Raw genomic sequence first — 22,691 nt, forward strand, 5'->3', positions numbered from 1 at the left:
GGAGGTTATTAATAGATGACAAGGGAAGAGGAACTTGGAATTATTATAGATGGAATCGAAAATCTGGACAATGTGGCTATGGAAACTGCCCGGAAGAAATGGAATTCTATCGCAAAGCCATTACATAGCCTTGGAAAGCTGGAAGAGCATATTATCCGGATTGCCGGAATTACTGGAAATGCCGAGGTTGAACTTAAGAATCGTGCACTGATAGCTATGTGTGCAGATAATGGTGTCGTGGAAGAAGGTGTGACACAGACCGGACAGGAAGTAACTGCAATTGTAGCAGAGAATTTTCTGGAAGGAGCTACCAGCGCCGCGATTATGTGTCAGAGTGCAGAGGTAGATCTGTTTCCGATAGACATTGGTATGGTTCGTGATACAAGAGTACCGAATTATAAAGTTGCTTATGGAACAAAGAATATGGTGAAAGAGCCTGCAATGACAAGAGAAGAGGCGCTTCAGGCAATCCTGACAGGAGTGCATCTTATGAAAGAGAAAAAAGAAGCAGGATATCAGATACTTGCGACCGGAGAGATGGGAATCGGTAATACAACGACCAGCAGTGCAGTGGCGAGTGTCCTTTTAGATGAATCAGTGGAGACAATGACCGGGAGAGGAGCCGGACTTGACAGTGCTGGTCTTAGAAGAAAGATATGTGCTATCAAAACAGCCATTGCAAAAAATGAGCCAAATGCAGATGATCCGGTAGATGTACTTTCAAAGGTAGGAGGATTTGATCTTGCCGGACTTGTTGGAATTTATCTGGGCGGAGCGTATTACCACGTTCCGGTAATTATGGATGGTTTCATCTCAGCGGTAGCGGCACTTGCAGCAGTGCAAATGTGCAATAAAGTCAGAGAATATATCATTGTGTCTCATGTGTCCAAAGAGCCGGGAATGCATATTCTTCTTAAGGCACTTGGGAGGGAAGCATCTATGACTTGTGATATGTGTCTTGGAGAAGGGACAGGAGCTGTTGCATTTCTTCCGGTACTGGATATGGCATTGGCTGTATATGAGAAAATGAGTACATTTTCCGATATTCACATTGACGATTATGAAGAATTAGGAGATAAATAGAATATTCAAAGAAAGTCTGGGGATAAAATGATGATGCATGTAATAACCGGGGGCAGTGGAAGTGGAAAATCTGCCTATGCGGAAATGTGGCTGACCGGAAAACCGGAGAAAAGCGAAGAAAAAAAAGCGATATGCCCATATCTGTATATTGCGACCATGCGTCCATTTGGTGCAGAGACACAAAAGAAGATTGAACGCCACAGACAGATGCGCGCCGGAAAAGGATTTCAGACGCTGGAGTGTTATGGAGATTTGAGGACGCTTGATGATTCTATCCAAAGGTGGAAGAGAAGTAAAAGTATCTTAGATATCAATAAAACTTGTAGGAACGAAAAAAATCAGGAGAATGCTAAAATAGGAGGAATTCTGTTAGAGTGCGTTTCCAATTTACTGGCGGATGTGCTATATCAGGAAGATGGAAGTCTTGCAGAGGATGAAGTGGTTCTGGAGACGATTGTAGAAGGAATCCGTTATTTGAACACACAGACGGAGCGATTGGCGATTGTGACGAACGAAGTGCATAGTGATCTGCAGGATTATTCAGAAGAAACAAAAAAATATATCGGACTTCTCGGAAAGATTAATCAGGAGCTTGGAAAAATGGCAGATCAGGTAACAGAAGTTGTCTATGGAATCCCGATTAAGATAAAATGAGCGAATAGTAAAATGATGTTGGAGCAAAAGTCCCAACTATGATGGGATATAGAAATAGGAAGGTTACAAAGTAGTATGAAAAAAATGTGGAATAGTTTTAAAATTGCATTTTCTATGTACAGCAAGATTCCCATGCCACAAAGTGAATGGACAGATGAAAATATGTCGCTTGCGATGTGTTTTTTTCCGTGGGTGGGTGCTGTTATCGGTCTGGCGTCATGGGTTGTCTATCAGGCAGGAGGCTGGCTGGCTGACAGGCAGGAAACGTTATCTTCTGGAATACCAGGCAGTAGTAATCTTTTTTTGACGATTTTATTAGTGCTGATTCCCATCTTTATTACTGGCGGAATTCATCTGGATGGTTTTTTGGATACACAGGATGCTTTAAGTTCCTATCAGCCGATGGAACGCAGACTGGAGATTTTAAAAGATTCTCATGCCGGAGCATTTGCAATTATTTCCTGCAGCGTATATTTTTTAGCGTACGCGGGGATTTATTCTATGCTTACAGCTCATGCAGCGAAAGTAATCGCCATTAGCTTTATGCTGTCGCGTACATTGAGTGGACTTTCGGTTATCTGTTTTCCACAGGCGAGAAAAAAAGGACAGGGGCTTGTGGCAACATTTTCAGAAAGTGCGGAAAAAAGAGTGAATCGAAGAACGCTCATGATATATTTGATCGTACTTAGTGCACTCATGATTGTGGTGGGGAAATGGTCCGGGGCAGCAGCGGTGATTATGGCACTTCTTGTATTCTGGTATTATCATCACATGTGTATCAGCAAATTCGGCGGGGTCACCGGAGATCTGGCAGGGTATTTCCTACAAATGTGTGAAATTCTGATGGCGTTGGCAGTTGTAGTGATGGAACAGATTTTATTGTTATTAAAGTAGATGCGAGGTCAATAGGATATACGCAGAGAAAGACGAGGCATGTGAAAAGAGATGATCATGATTATAGGAGGAGCATATCAGGGAAAACTTGCCTATGCAAAGGAGACGTTTCCGGATGTGCGCTGGACAGACGGAGAGCAGTGCGAAAAAGAAGCAATCTTTCAGTACAGGGGAATTTTTCATTTTCATAAATATATAGAACGATTGCTCTCGGAAGGAGAAGATATTTCCGAACTGGCGAAGCAGTTGAAGGAGAAAAATCCAGATTTGATTTTAGTGACGGACGAGATTGGATATGGAATCGTGCCGATGGACCCATTTCTCAGAGAAGTACGGGAAACTACAGGGCGCATCTGCACAGAGCTGGCGAAAGATGCAAAGAGTGTGATAAGAGTTGTCTGTGGAATTCCGACGGTAATTAAGGCGCAGGTCAAATAGTTTATCTTTGATACTAGAAGTAGGATGATGTTAGGAGCAAAAGCCCCAATTATGATAAATGGAAGCAGATTTATATGAGGAAATAAATGGAATGATACAACTATATTTAATTCGTCATTCTATGACGGCAGGCAATTTGAAAAAACGATATATTGGACGGACGGATGAATCACTTTGCCCGGAGGGAATTGTATTACTGGAAAGTTATATTCAGAAAAATATATATCCGGAAGTCCAGAGGGTATATGTAAGTCCCATGAAGCGCTGCATGGAAACAGCAAAATTGATTTTCAAAGAAAACTTTTATGAAGTAGAAGAACTCAGGGAATGTGATTTTGGTATATTTGAAAATAAGAATTATAAAGAATTGTCGGATTGCCCGGAATATCAGGCATGGATTGACAGTGGGGGGACCATGACATTTCCGGGAGGAGAGAATCCGGAAGAATTCAGAAAAAGATGTGTGCGCGGTTTTGAAAAGGTCATAAAGGAGTGCAGACATGATCAGATCAAGAGCGTCGCAGTTGTGGCGCATGGTGGAACGATCATGAGTATCATGGACCGATATGCCAGAGATGAGAATGGTCAGCCGGACGGCAGTTATTATGATTATCAAGTGAAGAACGGAGAAGGATATGAACTTATTATTGCAGATGTTTCTTCCGGTGATGGCGGGATTTGTGCTGGATCTGATGTTTGGAGATCCGGTGTGGCTGTATCATCCGGTGAGAATGATCGGTCATTTGATCTCAGGGGTGGAAAAAATTATAAGAAGCTTATTCCCTAGTGGAAAAACGGGGGAGCGGATCGGAGGAGGATTATTAGTCGTAATCGTGGTGGCAGTCAGTATGGCAGTTCCAGGAGGAATTCTGTATCTTGCATACCACATTTCCTTTTATCTTGGACTGGCAGTGGAAAGCTTTATGTGTTATCAGATCCTTGCAACAAAGTCACTGAAGGTGGAGAGTGACCGTGTCTATCAGGAAATTCAGACAGGAGATATTGCGAGGGCAAGAAAAGCCGTTTCCATGATCGTGGGACGGGATACACAGAATCTGACAATCGAAGGAGTGACAAAGGCTGCGGTAGAAACTGTTGCAGAAAATACGTCAGACGGTGTTATTGCACCTCTTTTTTATATGGTAATCGGCGGAGCTTTGCTTGGATTTGGTTATAAAGCAGTTAATACCATGGATTCCATGGTAGGATATAAGAATGAAAAATATCAGTATTTTGGCACGGCAGCAGCAAAATTTGATGACGTAGTGAATTATATCCCGGCAAGATTATCTGCCTGGCTTATGATTCTGGCATCTGCAATTACGCACATGGACTGGAAAAATGCAAAGAAAGTATTCCTGAGGGATCGATATAATCATAAAAGTCCCAACTCTGCACAGACAGAATCCGTTATAGCAGGAGCATTAGATGTGCAGCTTGCCGGAGACGCCTGGTATTTTGGAAAGCTTTGCAAGAAGCCTACGATCGGAGATGCGATCCGGGAGATTGAACCGGAGGATATCCGCAGATCTCACACATTACTGTATATGACAGCAGTACTTGCATTAGTGGTATTTGAAGTTGTGAAAGTGCTGGTATGTTTGTGGTATTTTACTGTACAAGTATAAAAGAACAGGCACAATGCATTGAATTGTCAATGTAATTGTAACCGCATAATAAGGCAAGAATGAATTGAGAATCAAGGAGAGAATCAAGTGCAAAAGAAACCAAGGAAACTCCATGGCGGAGATATTTACCGTCACCCGGACGTGATTGATTTTTCGGTCAATACGAATCCGTTGGGAACACCGGAATCGGTGAAACGCGCGGTACAGGAGAGCGTAGCAAAGATTGAGCATTATCCGGACGTAAGATGCGAAGCTCTCAGGAAAGCAATCAGCAGATTTGAACAAGTGAATATGGAAGAAATCCTCTGTGGAAATGGTGCGGCAGAGCTTTTTTTCGCGGTAGTGCAGGCAGTTTGGCCACAAAAAGCGCTGGTGATAGCGCCTTCATTTTCAGAATATGAAGAAGCTCTAAGAAGTGTTGGTGCAGAAGTAGAATATTATTATCTGTGTGAGGAAGATAACTTTCAGATTCGGGAAGATTATGTGGATAAGCTTTCGGAAGAAATAGATATGATATTTTTGTGTAATCCGAATAATCCAACCGGACAGACCATTGACCGGGATATGTTGATTAAGATTCTGGATCGTTGTAAAAAGCAGAATATAGTTGTCATATTGGATGAGTGTTTCTTAGAATTCCTGGATGAACCAAACAGATATGAGATGTCAGATCTAAGGGGAGAATATCCAAACTTACTAATCATCAAAGCATTTACAAAAATATTCAGTATGCCGGGACTGCGTCTTGGTTATGCAATCAGCAGTAATCAGGATATTCTGGAAGAAATGTCCTGGAAGCTTCAACAGTGGAATGTGTCCGTTCCGGCACAGATGGCGGGAGTGGCAGCACTTGAAAAGCCAAAAGAATATATCCGACAGACAAGAGAATATGTATCTGGTCAGCGGGAGTATATGAGAAATATCTTGAAGATGATGGGATATGTGGTATTTGCATCAAAAGCCAATTATCTGTTTTTCAAAGGAAGACCAGGACTTGAAAAAGAGGCACTGGAAGCAGGATTTCTGATCCGCGATTGTCAGAATTATGAAGGGTTGTCAGAAGGTTTTTACCGGATCGCAGTGCGGACAAAAGAAGAAAATGAGAGGTTGATCACATGGCTTGGAAGATTATGATACAGGGAACAATGTCCAATGCAGGAAAGAGTCTTCTCTGTGCGGGATTATGTAGGATATTTAAGCAGGATGGCTACAAAGTTGCACCGTTTAAATCGCAGAATATGGCATTGAATTCATTTATCACAGACAAAGGTCTAGAAATGGGACGCGCCCAGGTTGTACAGGCAGAAGCGGCAGGAATCGAGCCGGAAGTATCCATGAATCCAATCTTACTTAAGCCGACCAACGATGTTGGATCTCAGGTAATTGTAAATGGTGAAGTTTTGGGAAATATGAGTGCCCGTGATTATTTTAAATACAAAAAAGAATTGATTCCAGATGTGATGAAGGCTTTTCATAAACTGGAAGAAAATTATGACATCATTGTAATTGAAGGTGCGGGAAGTCCGGCGGAGATTAATTTGAAAGAAAATGATATTGTCAATATGGGGCTTGCAAAGATGGTAGATGCTCCGGTTCTCCTTGTCGGAGATATTGACCGGGGAGGAGTATTTGCACAGCTTCTTGGCACATTGCTTCTATTAGAGGAGGATGAAAAAGAACGTGTAAAAGGGCTGATCATCAATAAATTTCGCGGGGATAAGACTATTCTGGATCCCGGAATCGAGATGCTGGAGGAAAAAGGGAATGTTCCGGTTATAGGAGTAACGCCGTATCTTCATGTGGAGATTGAAGATGAGGACAGTCTGACAGAGCGTTTCACTTCAAAGAAAAGTGGCGGGCTTCTGGATATCGCAGTCATACGTACGCCAAGAATTTCTAATTTTACGGATTTTATGGCATTGGAAAATATTCCGGAAGTATCCCTTCGCTATGTGAAAAATGTGTCTGAATTCGGAACCCCGGATATGATTATTCTTCCGGGAACTAAAAATACAATGGGCGATTTAAAATGGATCCGTGAAAGTGGCTTGGAAGCATGTATTTTAAAAGCATCAGCGAGCGGAACTCCGGTTTGGGGAATCTGTGGTGGATACCAGATGCTGGGAGAAGTTTTATGTGACCCGGATCAGGTTGAGGACGGCGGAACGATGCAGGGCATGGGACTGCTGCCTTCGGAGACTGTATTTACCGGACAGAAAACACGGACAAGAGTAAATGGAACATTTGCACATGTAGAAGGAATCTTTTCGGAGCTTTCTAATGTAGCATTTGAAGGATATGAAATTCATATGGGTGAGACAACATACGTGGAAGAAGTTATTTCCAAGGAGCATATGAGCCGGATTCAGGATACAGTCAGCGGTAAGATCAGTGAGGATGGTATCTCAGATGGAAATGTATATGGTACTTATATCCATGGCATTTTTGATATGGAAGGTGTTACCGATGTAATTGTTAAAGCACTGGCAAAGAAAAAAGGGATTACACTGGAAAAAGCATCCGGCATAGATCTGAAGTCATTTAAGGAAGAACAATATGATAAACTTGCTGATGGTATTCGTTCACATCTGGACATGGAGCGGATTTATGAGATTATGAAGGAAAATGTGGAGGAAAAGTAATGGCGATCGAATTGGAAAATGTACTTCCTTCTGAGATTGAGAAGAGGAGTTTTGAGATTATAACCGAAGAACTTACACAGAGTGGGATTGTATTGGATCCGGAAAAAGCACCGGTTATCAAGCGCTGTATCCATACTAGTGCAGATTTTGATTATGCGCAGAACCTTGTATTTTCGGAAAATGCAATTGCACGTGCAAAAGAAGCAATCCGTAATGGAGCATCCATTGTAACAGATACCCAGATGGGACGTTCCGGAATTAATAAAAAAAGACTGGCTCAGTACGGGGGACAGGTGTACTGCTTTATGTCTGATGAAGATGTGGCAGAAAAAGCAAAGCGCGACGGTACAACTCGTGCGGTAGCAAGCATGGAAAAAGCTTGTGAATTAGACGAAAAATTAATTTTTGCAATCGGAAATGCACCGACAGCACTCATTCATCTGTATGAGCTGATACGTGCCGGAAAAATCCGACCAGAGCTGGTAATCGGAGTGCCGGTAGGATTTGTTAATGTCATTCAGTCAAAAGAATTGATTTTGGAATTGTCGGATACACCTTATATCGTAGCGCGGGGAAGAAAAGGTGGAAGTAATATTGCGGCATGTATCTGCAATGCATTGCTGTATAATCTTTAAGAACTCTGCCATTATAGTTTCTACAGACCGAATCCTGTTTCTGGTGTTTGCTGCGCCGCTTATTTCTGACTTTCATGGCAAACTCACCTAAAAAACAGGTTCAGACAGTGCCATGAAAGCCAGACTATGCTCGCAAACACTGCAGAACAGGACTCATGGTCTGGTAAAAAACTAAAATGACAGAGTTTTATAGATTTTGCAGGAAAATTTATAAATTGTGAAGGAGTGTGTGATATGGAGATTAAGTCAGCGGCTTTGATTGGTGTTGGTGCGGTAGGCTCATATTTTGCGTATGGGCTTCCAGCTAAGTTAGGAGACCGTTTTTGTGTAATTGCTTCTGGAAATCGGAAAGAACGTCTGGAAAAAGAAGGAATCTATATTAACGGTGCGAGATGTCCACTGAATCTGAAAACAGCGCAGAAAGCGGGAAAAGTAGATTTGGTATTGGTTGCGACGAAGCAGACTGCACTTCCTGAGATTATGGATGATATCTGCGCACTTGTGGGTGAGAATACGATTGTCTTAAGTCTTTTAAATGGCGTGACCAGCGAGGAGATTATTGGAAATGAAATTGGTATGGAGCATATGTTATATTCTCTGATGCGGATTGATGCTGTCCGTGACGGCAATCAGATGGAACTCCATTTTGACCGGATTGCAGGAGTATTCTTTGGAGAGAAGGATCATACGGAGCCGACAGAACGTGTACAGGCAGTGTTAGATCTTTTTGAAGGAACTTCTGTAAGAGCTAATTTTGTGCCGGATATTATGACTGATCTGTGGCTGAAATATGTGAGTAATGTTTCCCAGAATCTTCCACAGGCAATTCTTGGCGTAGGTTTTGGCGCATATAAAGATAGCGAACATGTGCGGGCTGTTGCAACTGGACTATGGCAGGAAGTGGTTCAGGTGGCAGCAAAAAAAGGTGTGCGGCTTCCAAAACGTTTACTTCTCTTTCACGGAACCGTGAAAGAGGCGAGGTTCTCAACTTTGCAGGATCTGGATGCAGGAAGACACACAGAGATTGATATTTTCGCGGGTGAGATGATGCGTATGGGAAAAGAGTTTGAAATTCCGGTTCCATATTGTGAATATACCTATCATATGATCAAAGCCTTAGAAGAAAAAAATGACGGGAAATTTAACTATTAAAATTTGCTACTGATAAAACGAAAAAACAACCGTTTAAGCATAATAAACCACACTTGGAACAGAATCTATTGACTTGTTTTGTGAAAAATATAGAATATAGTCAAACATATGGCACGGCCGTCCCATTGAATAAAGTCACATTTTAATAATAAACAGAGAAAAAGGTATATTCAGTGCAGATGAAATCTAAGAAGCACCGGATAATCTAAGAATGAGAAAGTGGGTTTCACAAATGGAAAATAAAAAGCGTTTTTCAATATCTTTGACAACTCAGATACTGATCGCTACAGCAGGTGGTATCGTGTTTGGAGCACTGGTCGGCGAGTGGGCTTCTAACCTGAAGTTTATCGGAGATATCTTTATCAGACTGATCCAGATGTCAGTGGTATTGCTTGTTATGTCTGCTGTTGCTTCCGCAGTTGGTGGCGGCGATGGACAAGATGTTGGTAAGATGGGATTCCATACATTCAAATGGATCATTATCTTCACAGTTATTTCCGCTGGTTTAGGCGTAGCATTGTCTATGTTGTTACAGCCAGGTATCGGAGTTGAAATCGCAAGTGCAGCAGATGTAGCAAATTCATCTGTTGAGACAGGATCTATTCAGGATACGATTCTTGGATTTGTTCCAACAAACATCATTAATTCCATGGCTGAAGGTTCCATGGTTCCATGTATCGTATTCTCTCTTTTCTTTGGAGTTGCTATGGGCGCTTACGCAAAAGAGAGCGGTAACCGTAACATTATCGAGTGGGTACAGGGAATTAACGGTGTTATTACAAACATCATCAAAATTGTTATGAACGTTGCTCCAATCGGTATCTTCTGTTTGTTAGCTAACGTTGCCGGAACTACAGGATTTAAGGTAATCATCCCGATGCTCAAGTTCTTACTTGTACTTCTGATTGGTGATGCTATTCAGTTCCTGTTATTTGGACCATTTACAGCAGCAGTAACAAAGGTAAATATTTTCAAGATGCCTAAGAAGTTTGCTAAAATGTCTATGATGGCAGTTACAACAACTTCCGGAGCTATCTGCCTTCCAACTAAGATGGAAGATGAAGTTACAAAATTCGGTATCAGCCGTAAAGTCGCTGATTTCACAGGACCGATTACGATGTCCATGAACAGTTGTGGTGCAGCTCAGTGTTATGTAGCAGCAATCTTCTTCATGGCTCAGTCCACGGGAATTCAGATGACACCATATCAGATGGGAATGGCAATCCTTCTTTCCTGCCTGATGTGTCTTGGTACGATTTCTGTACCAGGTGGATCCGTTATCGTGTATACATTCCTTGCAACATCACTTGGTCTGCCACTTGAAAGTATTGCAGTACTGATTGGTATTGACTGGTTCGCCGGAATGTTCCGTACACTGATGAACGTAGACATAGACGTTATGATCGGTCTGCTTGTAGCAAGCAAGCTTGGTGAGCTTGACCGTGATGTATACGATGAAAAGAAGACTGTTACTTACTAAGAGGCAGTCGTATAATTAGCCGTTTCGCTAAAAACATCATTCATAAATAACAAAGACCTCCGGCATACTTCGATATGTCGGGGGTTTTTGTTTCTAAAGTTTCATGATATAATTTGTGAAAAGTATTGTAAAGGACAGACAGGAGGAAGGATACGTGTCAATCAAAGATATCGTATATGCATTGATTGTAAATATCGCATTGCTTGCGATTATAGCGAATCTTTTATCCAGGATCCAGACAGTGCAAAAATTGATTCTGCAGGAAAAAAGAGGGTTGAAAGGAGATCTGATATTATCAATGATTTTCGCAGGCCTGATTATTTTATCGACCTGCATCGGAGTGAAGATTACATCTTACAGTTTGAATACAAGAGTCATTGGTGCAATGTCTGCAGGACTTCTTGGAGGACCGTTAGTGGGATTATATTCTTCAGCCATAGGAGCAATATATGTACTTATCTTCTCGACACCGAGAGCATTTGCAAGAGGGTCTGCTTTTGCTACAATTTTGTTCGGACTTTTGGGAGCAGGATTCTACCCTTATTTTCAAAGAGGCAAGTGGAAATATACGGATTTGTTCCTGCTGGCATGTTTTGCAGAAATCTGTGACATGGCATCCCTGCTTCGCATGACAGTATCACTGGAAGTAGCAGTAGATACAATTGTAGATGCTGCACTTCCAATGATTATTATGAATGCGATCGGGATGATTGTATTTATTTCCAATTTTAACGGGGTATTTATTTTTCAGGATCTGGAAAGCTCCAGACAGATCCAGAAGATGTCTGTACTTTCCCAAAAATGTCTTCCACTTTTGCAAGATGGCGGGTTGAATAAAGCAGAAAATATGAAGAAACTATCCGATATTATCTTGAAGGAAACGCAGTGGTCCGGCATTTTGTTTACAGACCGGGAAAAGGTTATACAGTGGCAGTGCAAAGCGAAAGATGAACAGGCAATTTTCTATCAGGCAAAGTATGGAGATCCAATTCCGGAAATCTGCAGACAGGCAATGGAAGAAGGAAAACTTGTCAAATACGAAGCACAGACTGGAGAGAAAAAATGGATCCATACAGCGCAGGATTACTCAATCAGTTCGGTGCCATTTCGGGTGAAGAATCAGTCAGTCGGAAGTCTGACGGTATGGATGAAACGTCAGTGGATGGACAGACAAAGTGAAATAGAGTTGTTACAGCATCTGATGACGCTTGGATCTTCACAGCTTGCGGTATTAGAACTGGAACAGCAGAAGAATTTGCTTGCACAAGCCGAATTTAAGGCATTGCAGTTTCAGGTGAATCCACATTTTTTATTTAATGCATTGAATACAATATCGTGGATATGCAGGGAAAATCCGGAGGAAGCGAGGAAACTACTGCTTACACTGGCAGATTATTTCCGTTATAATTTAAATTATGATGCATATATGGTTCCGCTAAGAGAAGAATTGGAACATGTCAAAGATTATCTTCAGATTGAGAAGGCAAGATTTGAGGAGAAGATGCAGGTGACTTATGAGGTGCCAGAGAAAATGGAAATTCTGGTTCCAACGTTGATCTTACAGCCACTTGTAGAAAATGCAGTGCGATATGGAATTGACCGGACCGGATGCCGTTATGTCTATATTGGAATTACTGAGGAAGCAGATGCCTACCGGGTAGAAATTTCAGATCATGGGAAAGGATTTCCAAAAGAAGTACTGGAAAAAATAGCAAAAGATGAACCGGTAGGAAGCAGCATCGGGCTTCAGAATGTACATAAGCGTATGAAGAGTGTATATGGAGAGGAACGTGGACTTCAGATTCAGAGTACGCCTAAGGGAAGTACTGTGAAGTTATACTTTTATAAAGGGGTGAAGGAAGCATGAGAATAGCGATCGTAGATGATGAAAGACCGGCAAGAAGTGAACTGAGGCATCAGATTCAGGAATTACTGAAAGAGGCAGAAATAGTAGAAGGAGATAGCGGTGCAGCAGCATTACAGCTTGCAGGAGACGGAAAGTATGAACTGTTCTTTCTCGATATTAACCTGGGAGATATATCAGGCACCGTACTTGTAAATGCAATTCACAATATGCAGCCACAGGCAAAAATCATATTTGTGACAGCTTATTCCGAATATGCAGTTGAGGCATTTGAATTGGGGGTAGAGGATTATGTAATGAAGCCCTTTGACCAGAAGCGAATTCAAAAAGTGTTGGATAGGTGTAAAGTTGGCGGGAAAGAAGAAAATGTACAGCATGCAGATTCACAAAGCCAGGGAAAACAGGCACCCATCCGCCGCCTGGCAATCAACAGTGACGGAAGAACTATTATTGAAAATGTGGAAGATATTGTTTACATTGAGACATATAACCGAGGCTGCAAGATTTACACAACAGAAGGGGAATACTGCGAAAACAAATCTATCGGAGAATATGAAAAGAAGCTGGATCCGGAACAGTTTTTCAGGATTCACAAAAGTATTATTATAAATCTCGATAAAGTGCGGGAAGTATTCCCATGGGGAAGTAACAGCTTCAGTTTGCGCATGCGGGGATATGAAGATCAGATCCTGCCAATTGCCAGAGATAAGACCAGGATATTAAAACAGCATTTAATGGGTCTGTAGATCAGCTGAATGAATTTGACACGTAGTGAAATGCAAAAGCACTACGTGTCAAATTGCGTTTTACGATGCCGCTTTTATCGGCATCCGTCCAGAATCTCGAAAAATTCAGGGTAAGATACATCAACGCACTGGCTGTCGTGTATGATGGTATCTCCATCGGCACTAAGTGCTGCAATTGCAAAGGTCATGGCAATCCGGTGATCCAGATAACTGTTGATCTTTGCACCGTGAAGAGTACGTCCACCTTGAATGATCATTCCATCGTCAGTCGGGGTTATGTCAGCGCCCATGGATCTTAAAGCCTCTGTTGTCGTGTCGATTCGATTTGTTTCTTTAACTTTTAATTCGGCCGCATCTTTGATGATAGTGGTACCTTTGGCGCAGGCTGCCATGACGGCAATCATTGGAATTTCGTCAATGAGCGTCGGAATCAATGCACCTTCTATCGTTGTGCCATGCAGTTTACTTGTACGGACAAGAATATCCGCGCGAGGTTCACCTCCCTCAAGTGATTCGTTGACCAGAGTAATGTCAGCGCCCATATTTCTGCACACTTCCAAAAAGCCTGCGCGGGTTTTGTTAATTCCTACATTTTTTACAAGCAGCTCAGAATCCAAAGTTAAAAGTCCGGCTGCAATAAAGTAAGCAGCGGAGGAGATGTCTCCCGGTACGCAGATAGACTGACTGTATAGTTCCTGACATGGTTTTACATGTGCTGTGGCAGTACCGTCAGGGTTGACTGTGGAAGTGATATCAGCACCAAAGCTTTTCAGCATCAGTTCTGTGTGATTTCTGGACAAAGCCGGTTCTGTAACAGAAGTCTTGCCATCTGCATAAAGTCCTGCAAGAAGTATGGCAGATTTGACCTGTGCGGAAGCTACCGGTGAAGTGTAATCGATTCCATGCAGTGTGCCTGGCTCTATTTTTAACGGAGCACACAGATCACCGTTTACACTTGTGATATGTGCTCCCATCTGAGTGAGAGGTGTAATAACACGCCCCATTGGCCGGGAGTTCAAAGATGCATCACCGGACATCACGCTTGTAAAGTCCTGGGCAGACAAAATACCAGACATCAGGCGAGTTGTTGTGCCACTGTTCCCTACATTTAAAATATCTTTTGGTGCGGCCAGACCGTGCATGCCTTTTCCGTGAACAATGATTTTCTCTGGAGTACGGTCAATTTGAATCCCCATAGACTGGAAACAGCCGATAGTAGACAGGCAGTCAGCACCTTCTAAAAAGTTAGTGATTTCTGTTGTGCCAAGTGCAAGTGCACCTAACATAATGGAACGGTGGGAGATGGATTTGTCTCCCGGAATCATAATTTCGCCATGCAATCCTTTGCATGGGCAGATAATTCTATCGCTCATATACAATATACCTGAATTTCTGCAGTAACTCTGCGGCCTTCTTAGAGGAAGACTCATCGTAGAATTCTATACGCAGAACCCCTTCTTCAAATTCTCTGTTGTGCACAATTCCTATATTCTTGATACTGAGACCATTCGAAGCGAGAATTGTTGCAATGGCTGCGATTCCACCAGCTTCGTCAATAATATCACAGTATACTTCAAATGCCTTTTTAATCGGACCAGACGATGCTCCCGGAAGTGAATTCCGGTATATTCTGGAGGAATCAAACCAGTCATAGATTGCCTGCCCATCTCCGGAATCAATCATGCTCTTTACTTCTTCCAGATATTTAATATAAGAAGCAAGAATCTGTGAAATGTTGTCTTTATTCTTTAGACAAATGTGTTGCCACATGGTCGGTGAGGAGGAGGCAATACGTGTGATATCTTTAAATCCTCCGGCAGCCAGACGTTTCATCAACTCGTTTTTTGTATCGCTGTCCTTTACGTAATTGACCAGCGTTGCAGCAATGATATGCGGCAGATGACTGATAGTGCCTGTAATATAGTCATGTTCTTTGTAGTCCAGAATAATTGGAAGTGCATGGATCGTAGAGACAAGCTGCTCATATTTATCTATTTTTTCCTGAGATACTTCTTTTGAAGGAGTCAGAACAAAATAAGCATTTTCCAGAATCATTGCTTTGGAATTGGCATAACCGCTTTTTTCAGAGCCAGCCATCGGGTGTCCTCCGATGAAATATTTCTCAATGCCAAGCTTAATAACTTCCTTATGAATATTAGTTTTTACACTGCCTACATCGGTCAGAATACAAGCGTCGTTCAGATATTCTGTCAACTGCTTCAGATATGCTACATTAAAAGCAACCGGTGCGCATAAAAATATGTAGGAACAGTTGCGAAAATTATCATCAATAGTAGTTGCCGCAACATCAATGACGGATTCCTGGGTAGCGAGTGCCAGAGCTTCTTTATTTTTATCAAAGGCTACGATTTCGTAATCCGGAAAGTAGGTTCGAATTGCTTTTGCAAGAGAACCACCGATGAGTCCGAGACCGATAAAGCCGACCTTTTCTTTCATAGTAAAACCTCCTGGTGTTTCATAAGACAAAAAATATGTCTGTCAATTATTGTAACTTGCTTACTTATGATTTGTCAATGCTTTGTTACTTTAAAGCAACAAAGCGAAAACTGAATTTTAAGGCAAAAATGTTTGTACATAGCAAAAGTTAGAAAATTAATCAATATTTCATATAATATTTGCACAAAATAGTTGTAATAATTCGATTTGTTTAGTACAATATACACATGGGATATCAGGAAGAAGTATTATAAAGAATTCTTGAGAATTACTACATAATATAAGGAGGCAACCAATATGAAAGTTTACAGAACGGACGAGATCAGAAATGTTGTCCTGTTAGGGCACGGGGGCAGTGGTAAGACAAGTCTTGTTGAGGCCATGGCGTATGTATCAGGCGCAACGAATCGTATGGGAAAAGTAACGGACAAGAATACGATCAGTGATTTTGATAAGGAAGAACAGAAACGTGGATTTTCTCTTAGCACTACCCTGACACCAATCGAATGGGAAAAGGCAAAGATCAATGTGTTAGATACTCCGGGATATTTTGATTTTGTAGGAGAAGTGGAAGAGGCGGTCAGTGCAGCAGATGCTGCAGTTATTGTCGTATCCGGTAAAGCAGGTGTAGAGGTCGGAACAGAAAAAGCCTGGGCACTTTGTGATAAGTACAATCTTCCAAGAATGGTATATGTAACAGAGATGGATGTGGATGATGCCAGCTTCAGACAGGTCGTTCAGGATCTGACAGATAAGTTTGGTAAAGTCATTGCACCACATTTCCAGCCAATCCGTGAGAATGAGAAACTGGTCGGATATGTCAATGTCATCAAGAATGCAGGACGCCGTTATACAGGTCTTGGACAGAGAGAGGAATGTGAGATTCCAGATTACTGTAAACCGAACCTGGAGATGTACCGTGAGAAGCTTCTGGAAGCAGTCGCAGAGATTAGTGACGAATATATGGAGCGCTATTTTGCAGGAGACGAGTTCTCAGTAGAAGAAATCCGTTCTGCCATGAGAACAGAGGTTATGGAAGGAAGTATTGTCCCAGTGGCTATGGGATCTAATATCCAGGCACAGGGCGTCGCCAATCTTCTGTCCGATATTGTAAGATTCTTCCCAAGTCCGGACTGGAGAGAATGTGCAGGTATCAATCGCAAGACGAATGAGATTTATGAAGCAAATTATGATTTCGCAAGAGCCAAATCAGCTTATGTATTTAAGACAATGGTTGATCCGTTTATTGGAAAATATTCATTTATTAAAGTTTGCTCCGGTGTATTAAAAGGTGACGATACACTTTATAATGCAGATACAGATACAGATGAGAAGCTTGGTAAGATTTACACGATGTTCGGTAACAAACCTGTGGAAGTCAGTGAGCTGTTTGCAGGAGATATCGGTGCTATCGCAAAACTGACCGCAACAAGAACAGGGGATACATTGTCCACAAAAACAACACCGGTTCTTTATGGTAAGACAGAATATTCAAAACCTTATACATATATGAAATATGTAACAAAGAATAAAGGCGATGAAGATAAGGTATCTCAGGCACTTCAGAAAATGATGGCAGAAGATGTAACACTTAAGGTAGTCAATGACAGCGAGAATCGTCAGGCACTTCTTTATGGTATTGGAGATCAGCATCTGGAGATTGCAGTCAGCAAGTTATTAGACCGTTACAAATGCGAAGTAACACTGGAGACTCCGAAGGTTGCATTCCGTGAGACAATCCGCAAACAGTCTGATGTAGACAGCAAATATAAAAAACAATCCGGTGGACATGGACAGTACGGACATGTGAAGATGCGCTTTGCTCCGTCAGGAGACCTGGAAATACCTTATGAATTTGATGAAGAAGTTGTAGGAGGAGCAGTTCCGAAGAATTATTTCCCGGCAGTAGAAAAAGGACTTCAGGAATCTGTAGTGAAAGGTCCTCTTGCAGGATACCCGGTTGTTGGTGTCAAAGCTACACTTTACGATGGATCTTACCACCCGGTAGACTCTTCTGAGATGGCATTTAAGACTGCTACGATCCAGGCATTTAAGAAAGGATTTATGGAGGCATCTCCAGTACTTCTTGAGCCAATCGTATCTGTGAAAGTAACAGTTCCGGATGAGTACACCGGAGATGTAATGGGAGATCTTAACAAGAGACGTGGCCGTGTGCTTGGTATGACGCCGGTTGGCGCGGGAAATCAGATCGTAGAAGCAGATGTCCCGATGACAGGATTATTCGGATACTGCACGACATTACGCTCTATGACAGGTGGACGAGGAACTTATGAATATACATTTGCACGTTATGAACAGGCACCTTCAGAAGTACAAGAAGCAGAAATTGCAAAAAGAGCCGCTGAAGAATAGAAAGATAAGAAAAAGTTAATTAAAGTTTTAACAGGAGAAAAGCCCGTTTAGGGCTTTTTTTCTGTGATTAAAAGTGCTATAATTTCTATACCTATATGCAGTTTTATAAATAGTAATTTTCAGGCATTCAGTGAAAATATAAAGAAGAATATAACGAGGGATAAGAAATGAAAATAGTGATTATCGGCGATGGAAAGGTAGGTCATAAGCTGACAACACAGTTGTCAGAAGAAGATTATGACATTACCCTGATTGACCAAAATGCCGGGAAACTGAAAGCAGCTTTGAACAATCTGGACATTTTCTGTATTAATGGAAATGGTGCGGATGCAGAAGTTTTAAAACAGGCGGATGTGCCGCATGCAGACATTGTGATTGCATGTACATCTACAGATGAGATGAATATGATCAGTTGTCTTCTGGCAAAGCGACTTGGTGCCAAGCATACCATCGCAAGGGTGAGAAATCCTCTTTATTATCGCCAGATGGAATTGTTGAAGGAAGACCTGCATCTTAGTATGGCGGTCAATCCAGAGCTGGCAGCAGCTAATGAGATATCAAGAATGTTGCTTTTCCCAGAGGCGAATAAAGTCGAATCATTCATGAAAGGAAGAGTGGAACTGGTAGAGTTCCCGATTTCTGAGACAAGCCCGATCGTGGGATTATCACTGGCAGAGATTAACAAGAAATATGAATTCCAGATTCTTGTATGCGCCATCAAGCGTGGTGAGCAGGTCTATATTCCGGATGGTAATTTTGTAATTGAAAAGGGAGACCGTATGCATGTGGTCGCATCACATCAGAATCTGAAATCGTTCTTCCGTGCACTTGGACATAAGGAAGAGAAAGTGAAGAAGGTTATGATCTGTGGTGGCGGTCATGTATGTTTTTATCTTGCAGTTCAGTTGCAACAGGCTGGCATGCAGGTGAAGATCATCGAGCAGAATCAGGCAAGATGTGAGGAATTGTGTGAATTACTTCCGAAGGCAACGATTATTCATGGAGATGCGACGGATCAGGAGCTTTTGATTGAAGAAGGCCTTGAGAATGCCAATGCCATTGTTGCCCTGACCGGCATGGATGAAGAGAATATTATGATGGCACTTTTTGCAAAGACAAGAGGGATCAAGAAAATTGTTGCGAAGGTCAATGCAGATACAAGGGCACAGATGGTAGAGAGCCTTGGAATTGAGAGTACGGTTTCTGCCAAGAGCGCGACAGCAGATGCAATCCTTGCTTACGTTAAGGCAAGAATGAATTCTTACAGCAGTGCCAATATTGAGACGATGTACCGACTGCTGAATGGCAAGATTGTAGCACAGGAATACATCATTAACAAAGAATGTGATTTCACAAATACTCCGTTAAAAGATCTGCCTACTAAGCCGAATAACCTGATTGCATGTATCGGACGCCACAGAAGAATTATCATTCCGAATGGTGACGATCATCTGGAAGTCGGTGATAGTGTTATTGTGATCGCGAAAGAGCACACGATCAATGATTTCAAAGATATACTTGCATAGGGAGTCATAAGATATGAATGGAAAAATGGTACGTTATATTCTGGGCAGAATGTTGGGGGTAGAAGCATTGCTCTTGCTTCTTCCGGCATTTGTAGGAATATTATATGGGGAAGAAAAAGAAGCCCTGACATTTGTGATACCGGCAGTGATTCTGACATGCATTTTTGTAATAGCCGGAAGAAAGAGACCGGAGGGACAGGTGATTTATGGAAAGGAAGGTATGGTTGTTGTTGCCAGTGCCTGGATCACATGGTCCTTATTCGGAGCACTTCCATTTACATTGTCCGGAAGTATTCCGAATTTTGTAGATGCATTTTTTGAGACTGTATCTGGATTTACAACAACTGGATCGTCCATCTTAAGAGATGTAGAAGCATTACCACAGTGTATGCTGTTCTGGCGAAGTTTCACTCACTGGATTGGAGGTATGGGAGTGCTTGTCTTTGTTCTGATGCTGACGAATCTGGACAAGAAGAATTCCATGTATCTGATGCGTGCAGAAGTTCCGGGACCGGAGAAAGATAAGCTTGTTCCAAAGACCAAAACGACAGCAAGAATTCTGTATGGAATTTATTTTGGATTGACAATGATCCTGGTCATTCTTCTTATGTTTGGAGGAATGAATCTGTTCGACAGTCTGATCCATGCGTTTGGCTCTGCAGGAACCGGAGGATTTTCCAATTATGCAGACAGTGTAGGACATTTTGACAGTGCATATATTGACTACGTTATTTCAATTTTTATGATTCTGTTTGGAATCAACTTTAACCTGTATTATTTTATGCTCCTGGGAGACTTTAAAGCATTCTGGAAAAATGAAGAACTTCGAGTGTATCTTGGAATTGTTGCGACAGCAACAATTCTGATCACTTTGAATACAAATCAGATGTATGGCAGTATCATGAAAGCATTCCGGTACGCCTTGTTCCAGGTATCAACGATCATTACGACAACGGGTTATGCGACGACAGATTTCAATCTTTGGCCGACATTCTCCCAGTGTATTTTAGTGCTGCTGATGATCATTGGAGCCTGTGCATCTTCCACCGGAGGCGGTATTAAAGTGTCACGTCTCATGATTGTATTCAAAGGAGTAAAACGTGAAATCAAGCAGCTTGTGCATCCGAAATCTGTGAATCTGATCCGGATCAATAGAAAGAAGATCAGCGATGAGACTTTACGAGGGGTCTATGTATATCTGATGGCATATGCACTGCTGGCAATTGTATCTGTGTTGATCATTTCTTTGGATAATCAGGACTTTACTACGACATTTACATCTGTAATGGCAACACTTAATAATATCGGACCGGGACTTTCGGCAGTCGGACCGACCGGAAATTTTGCAGATTTTTCAATCTTGTCAAAGATTGTATTCTGTATAGATATGCTTGCAGGACGTCTGGAAATCTTCCCGTTCCTTACTTTCCTTACTATGTTTGCATGGAAGAGAAAGTTTTAAAAGGAGAAAGTTATGAAAACAAAAACAAAAGGTTTAATAGCCCTGATTGTAGTATTCGTTGCAGCAATTTATTATTATGTGACTATACCGGCAATCAACATTCACTCTACAGATACGTGGGGAGCAGTATTATTTCTAATCGTAATAGCTTTAATTGTGAAACTCTTTTTTTATGGATTCAGAAATCCTGCGAAAATTCGTATCAGCGATTTGAAAGAGAGCAAAATACTCCGGGCAGGCGTGATACTTTTGCTTGTGCTTGGTGCAGTTTATTTCATTGGAAGTATTTTATCTTCCCCGATTGTTAATGCGAAGAAATATCAGAAGCTGATGAAGGTAGAGCAGGGAAATTTTACAGAAGATGTAGAAGAACTTTCCTTTGATAAGATTCCGCTTCTGGACAGAGATACTGCCGCACTTTTGGGAGACCGTAAGATGGGCAGTATGGTAGATATGGTTTCGCAGTTTGAGGCAGATGACATCTATTCCCAGATTAATTATAAGGATAATCCGGTGCGTGTAACGCCACTTCGATATGCCAGTATTATTAAGTGGTTTACGAACCGTTCAGAAGGAATACCGGCATATATTCGTATTAATATGGCAAATCAGAATACAGAGCTTGTAAAGCTGGATAAAGGCATGAAATATGTGAACAGTGAGTACTTTAACCGGAACATTTACCGGCATCTGCGATTTGCACATCCGACATACATTTACGGAGATTTGAGCTTTGAGATTGATGATGATGGTGTGCCATACTGGATCGCACCGGTGAAAAAATATAACATTGGTCTGTTTGGTGGTGAGACGATCGGTAAAGTTGTGATCTGTAATGCTATTACCGGTGAAACAACGACTTATAAGACAACAGATGTTCCGGAGTGGGTAGACAGAGTCTATTCCGCGGATCTTCTTGTCAATCTGTTTGACTATTATGGAACACTGAAACATGGATTTTTCAACAGTGTGCTGAGCCAGAAAGACTGCCTGAAGACAACAGATGGTTACAATTATCTTGCACTGGACGATGACGTATGGATGTACACAGGCGTGACTTCGGTCAACGGAGATCAGTCTAATGTTGGATTTGTATTATCCAATCAGCGAACAATGGAAACAAAGTATTATGAATGTGAGGGAGCAACAGAAGCTTCTGCTATGTCTTCGGCAGAAGGACAGGTGCAGAATCTGAAGTATACCGCAACATTTCCACTGCTTCTTAATATATCCGGAGAGCCGACTTATTTTATCGCATTAAAGGATGATGCGGGACTGGTTAAGAAATATGCCATGGTAAACGTGCAGAAATATCAGATCGTTGCTATCGGAGACAGTGTGAGTCAGTGTGAGGACAATTATCTGAATCTGCTCTTAAGCAATGGTGTGAAAGAAGAAGCGAAGGACGACAGAGAGATTGAGACAATCACCGGAGAGATTACAAAGATTGCACAGGCGGTCATTGATGGAACTTCTCATTATTATCTGATGATTGATGGTTCAGAGGATATTTTCGATGTGTCTGTAGTTGATTACATTGATGTAGTCCGGTGTGAAGCAGGACAGACTGTGACGATGGAATATAAGAAAGGCGAGAAGGCAGATACAGTTGTAAGCCTTAAAATTAAGTAACATTTGTGAATAAAATGAAAAATAC

At 41.8% G+C, this 22,691-nt stretch carries 19 protein-coding genes; 17 read left to right on the forward strand and 2 right to left on the reverse strand.

The features are described from left to right. The first annotated feature begins 15 nt into the window (after positions 1 to 15). The 13 genes from cobT (at position 16) to LI164_RS04670 (ending at position 13,216) form a co-directional block, all read left to right on the forward strand. The gene (cobT, locus tag LI164_RS04610; RefSeq protein WP_215651172.1) at positions 16 to 1,083 is read left to right on the forward strand and encodes a nicotinate-nucleotide--dimethylbenzimidazole phosphoribosyltransferase; all 1,068 of its coding nucleotides are present in this window, start codon (positions 16 to 18) and stop codon (positions 1,081 to 1,083) included. Between the two features lie 30 nt (positions 1,084 to 1,113). Further along, on the forward strand, positions 1,114 to 1,737 hold the full coding sequence (locus LI164_RS04615; RefSeq protein WP_215651183.1) for a bifunctional adenosylcobinamide kinase/adenosylcobinamide-phosphate guanylyltransferase: 624 nt from the start codon (positions 1,114 to 1,116) through the stop codon (positions 1,735 to 1,737). A 75-nt stretch (positions 1,738 to 1,812) separates the two neighbouring features. Further along, a complete protein-coding gene (locus LI164_RS04620) occupies positions 1,813 to 2,631 on the forward strand; it encodes an adenosylcobinamide-GDP ribazoletransferase (protein ID WP_005334129.1) in 819 nt (272 codons plus the stop codon). Positions 2,632 to 2,688: 57 nt separating this feature from the next. Continuing rightward, on the forward strand, positions 2,689 to 3,069 hold the full coding sequence (locus LI164_RS04625; protein ID WP_005338752.1) for a bifunctional adenosylcobinamide kinase/adenosylcobinamide-phosphate guanylyltransferase: 381 nt from the start codon (positions 2,689 to 2,691) through the stop codon (positions 3,067 to 3,069). Positions 3,070 to 3,160: 91 nt separating this feature from the next. After that, entirely contained in the window at positions 3,161 to 3,856 is a 696-nt protein-coding gene (locus tag LI164_RS04630) for a histidine phosphatase family protein (protein ID WP_052302932.1), read from the forward strand. Further along, entirely contained in the window at positions 3,762 to 4,697 is a 936-nt protein-coding gene (gene cbiB / locus LI164_RS04635; protein WP_052302923.1) for an adenosylcobinamide-phosphate synthase CbiB, read from the forward strand. Before LI164_RS04630 ends, cbiB begins: the two co-directional genes overlap by 95 nt. Positions 4,698 to 4,784: 87 nt before the next feature. Then, a complete protein-coding gene (locus LI164_RS04640) occupies positions 4,785 to 5,831 on the forward strand; it encodes a histidinol-phosphate transaminase (RefSeq protein WP_005334123.1) in 1,047 nt (348 codons plus the stop codon). After that, entirely contained in the window at positions 5,813 to 7,339 is a 1,527-nt protein-coding gene (locus tag LI164_RS04645; protein WP_227086793.1) for a cobyric acid synthase, read from the forward strand. The genes LI164_RS04640 and LI164_RS04645 overlap by 19 nt, the downstream gene beginning before the upstream one ends. Beyond that, positions 7,339 to 7,974 (forward strand): precorrin-8X methylmutase, encoded by a 636-nt coding sequence (locus LI164_RS04650; RefSeq protein WP_173793688.1) that lies wholly within the window; start codon positions 7,339 to 7,341, stop codon positions 7,972 to 7,974. Before LI164_RS04645 ends, LI164_RS04650 begins: the two co-directional genes overlap by 1 nt. A 234-nt stretch (positions 7,975 to 8,208) precedes the next feature. After that, on the forward strand, positions 8,209 to 9,126 hold the full coding sequence (locus LI164_RS04655) for a ketopantoate reductase family protein (protein WP_227086794.1): 918 nt from the start codon (positions 8,209 to 8,211) through the stop codon (positions 9,124 to 9,126). Positions 9,127 to 9,358: 232 nt separating this feature from the next. After that, positions 9,359 to 10,606, forward strand: a complete 1,248-nt coding sequence (locus LI164_RS04660) for a dicarboxylate/amino acid:cation symporter (protein ID WP_173785966.1) — start codon at positions 9,359 to 9,361, stop codon at positions 10,604 to 10,606. A 154-nt stretch (positions 10,607 to 10,760) separates the two neighbouring features. Then, a complete protein-coding gene (locus LI164_RS04665; protein ID WP_227086795.1) occupies positions 10,761 to 12,473 on the forward strand; it encodes a histidine kinase in 1,713 nt (570 codons plus the stop codon). Beyond that, positions 12,470 to 13,216 carry a LytTR family DNA-binding domain-containing protein gene (locus LI164_RS04670; protein WP_173785968.1) on the forward strand — a complete coding sequence of 249 codons (747 nt, stop codon included), beginning with the start codon at positions 12,470 to 12,472 and terminating at the stop codon, positions 13,214 to 13,216. The genes LI164_RS04665 and LI164_RS04670 overlap by 4 nt, the downstream gene beginning before the upstream one ends. 74 nt (positions 13,217 to 13,290) lie before the next feature. Here the strand turns inward: LI164_RS04670 and aroA are convergent, their stop codons facing one another. Beyond that, on the reverse strand, positions 13,291 to 14,589 hold the full coding sequence (aroA, locus tag LI164_RS04675) for a 3-phosphoshikimate 1-carboxyvinyltransferase (RefSeq protein ID WP_227086796.1): 1,299 nt from the start codon (positions 14,587 to 14,589) through the stop codon (positions 13,291 to 13,293). Further along, a complete protein-coding gene (locus LI164_RS04680) occupies positions 14,579 to 15,673 on the reverse strand; it encodes a prephenate dehydrogenase (protein WP_227086797.1) in 1,095 nt (364 codons plus the stop codon). Before LI164_RS04680 ends, aroA begins: the two co-directional genes overlap by 11 nt. 297 nt (positions 15,674 to 15,970) lie before the next feature. Here LI164_RS04680 and LI164_RS04685 point away from each other — a divergent pair, with 297 nt between their 5' ends. From LI164_RS04685 to LI164_RS04700, 4 genes are all read left to right on the forward strand, one after another. Continuing rightward, positions 15,971 to 18,046, forward strand: coding sequence for a translation factor GTPase family protein (locus LI164_RS04685; protein WP_117980729.1), 2,076 nt, complete (start codon positions 15,971 to 15,973; stop codon positions 18,044 to 18,046). Between the two features lie 167 nt (positions 18,047 to 18,213). Continuing rightward, positions 18,214 to 19,572 carry a Trk system potassium transporter TrkA gene (gene trkA, locus LI164_RS04690; protein WP_117494045.1) on the forward strand — a complete coding sequence of 453 codons (1,359 nt, stop codon included), beginning with the start codon at positions 18,214 to 18,216 and terminating at the stop codon, positions 19,570 to 19,572. Positions 19,573 to 19,585: 13 nt separating this feature from the next. Continuing rightward, positions 19,586 to 21,034 carry a TrkH family potassium uptake protein gene (locus LI164_RS04695; RefSeq protein WP_005334096.1) on the forward strand — a complete coding sequence of 483 codons (1,449 nt, stop codon included), beginning with the start codon at positions 19,586 to 19,588 and terminating at the stop codon, positions 21,032 to 21,034. Between the two features lie 12 nt (positions 21,035 to 21,046). Further along, positions 21,047 to 22,666 (forward strand): CvpA family protein, encoded by a 1,620-nt coding sequence (locus LI164_RS04700; RefSeq protein WP_227086798.1) that lies wholly within the window; start codon positions 21,047 to 21,049, stop codon positions 22,664 to 22,666. Positions 22,667 to 22,691: the final 25 nt, after the last annotated feature.

It is taken from the genome of Dorea sp. 210702-DFI.3.125, from assembly GCF_020560945.1.
GTDB lineage: Bacteria > Bacillota > Clostridia > Lachnospirales > Lachnospiraceae > Dorea > Dorea formicigenerans.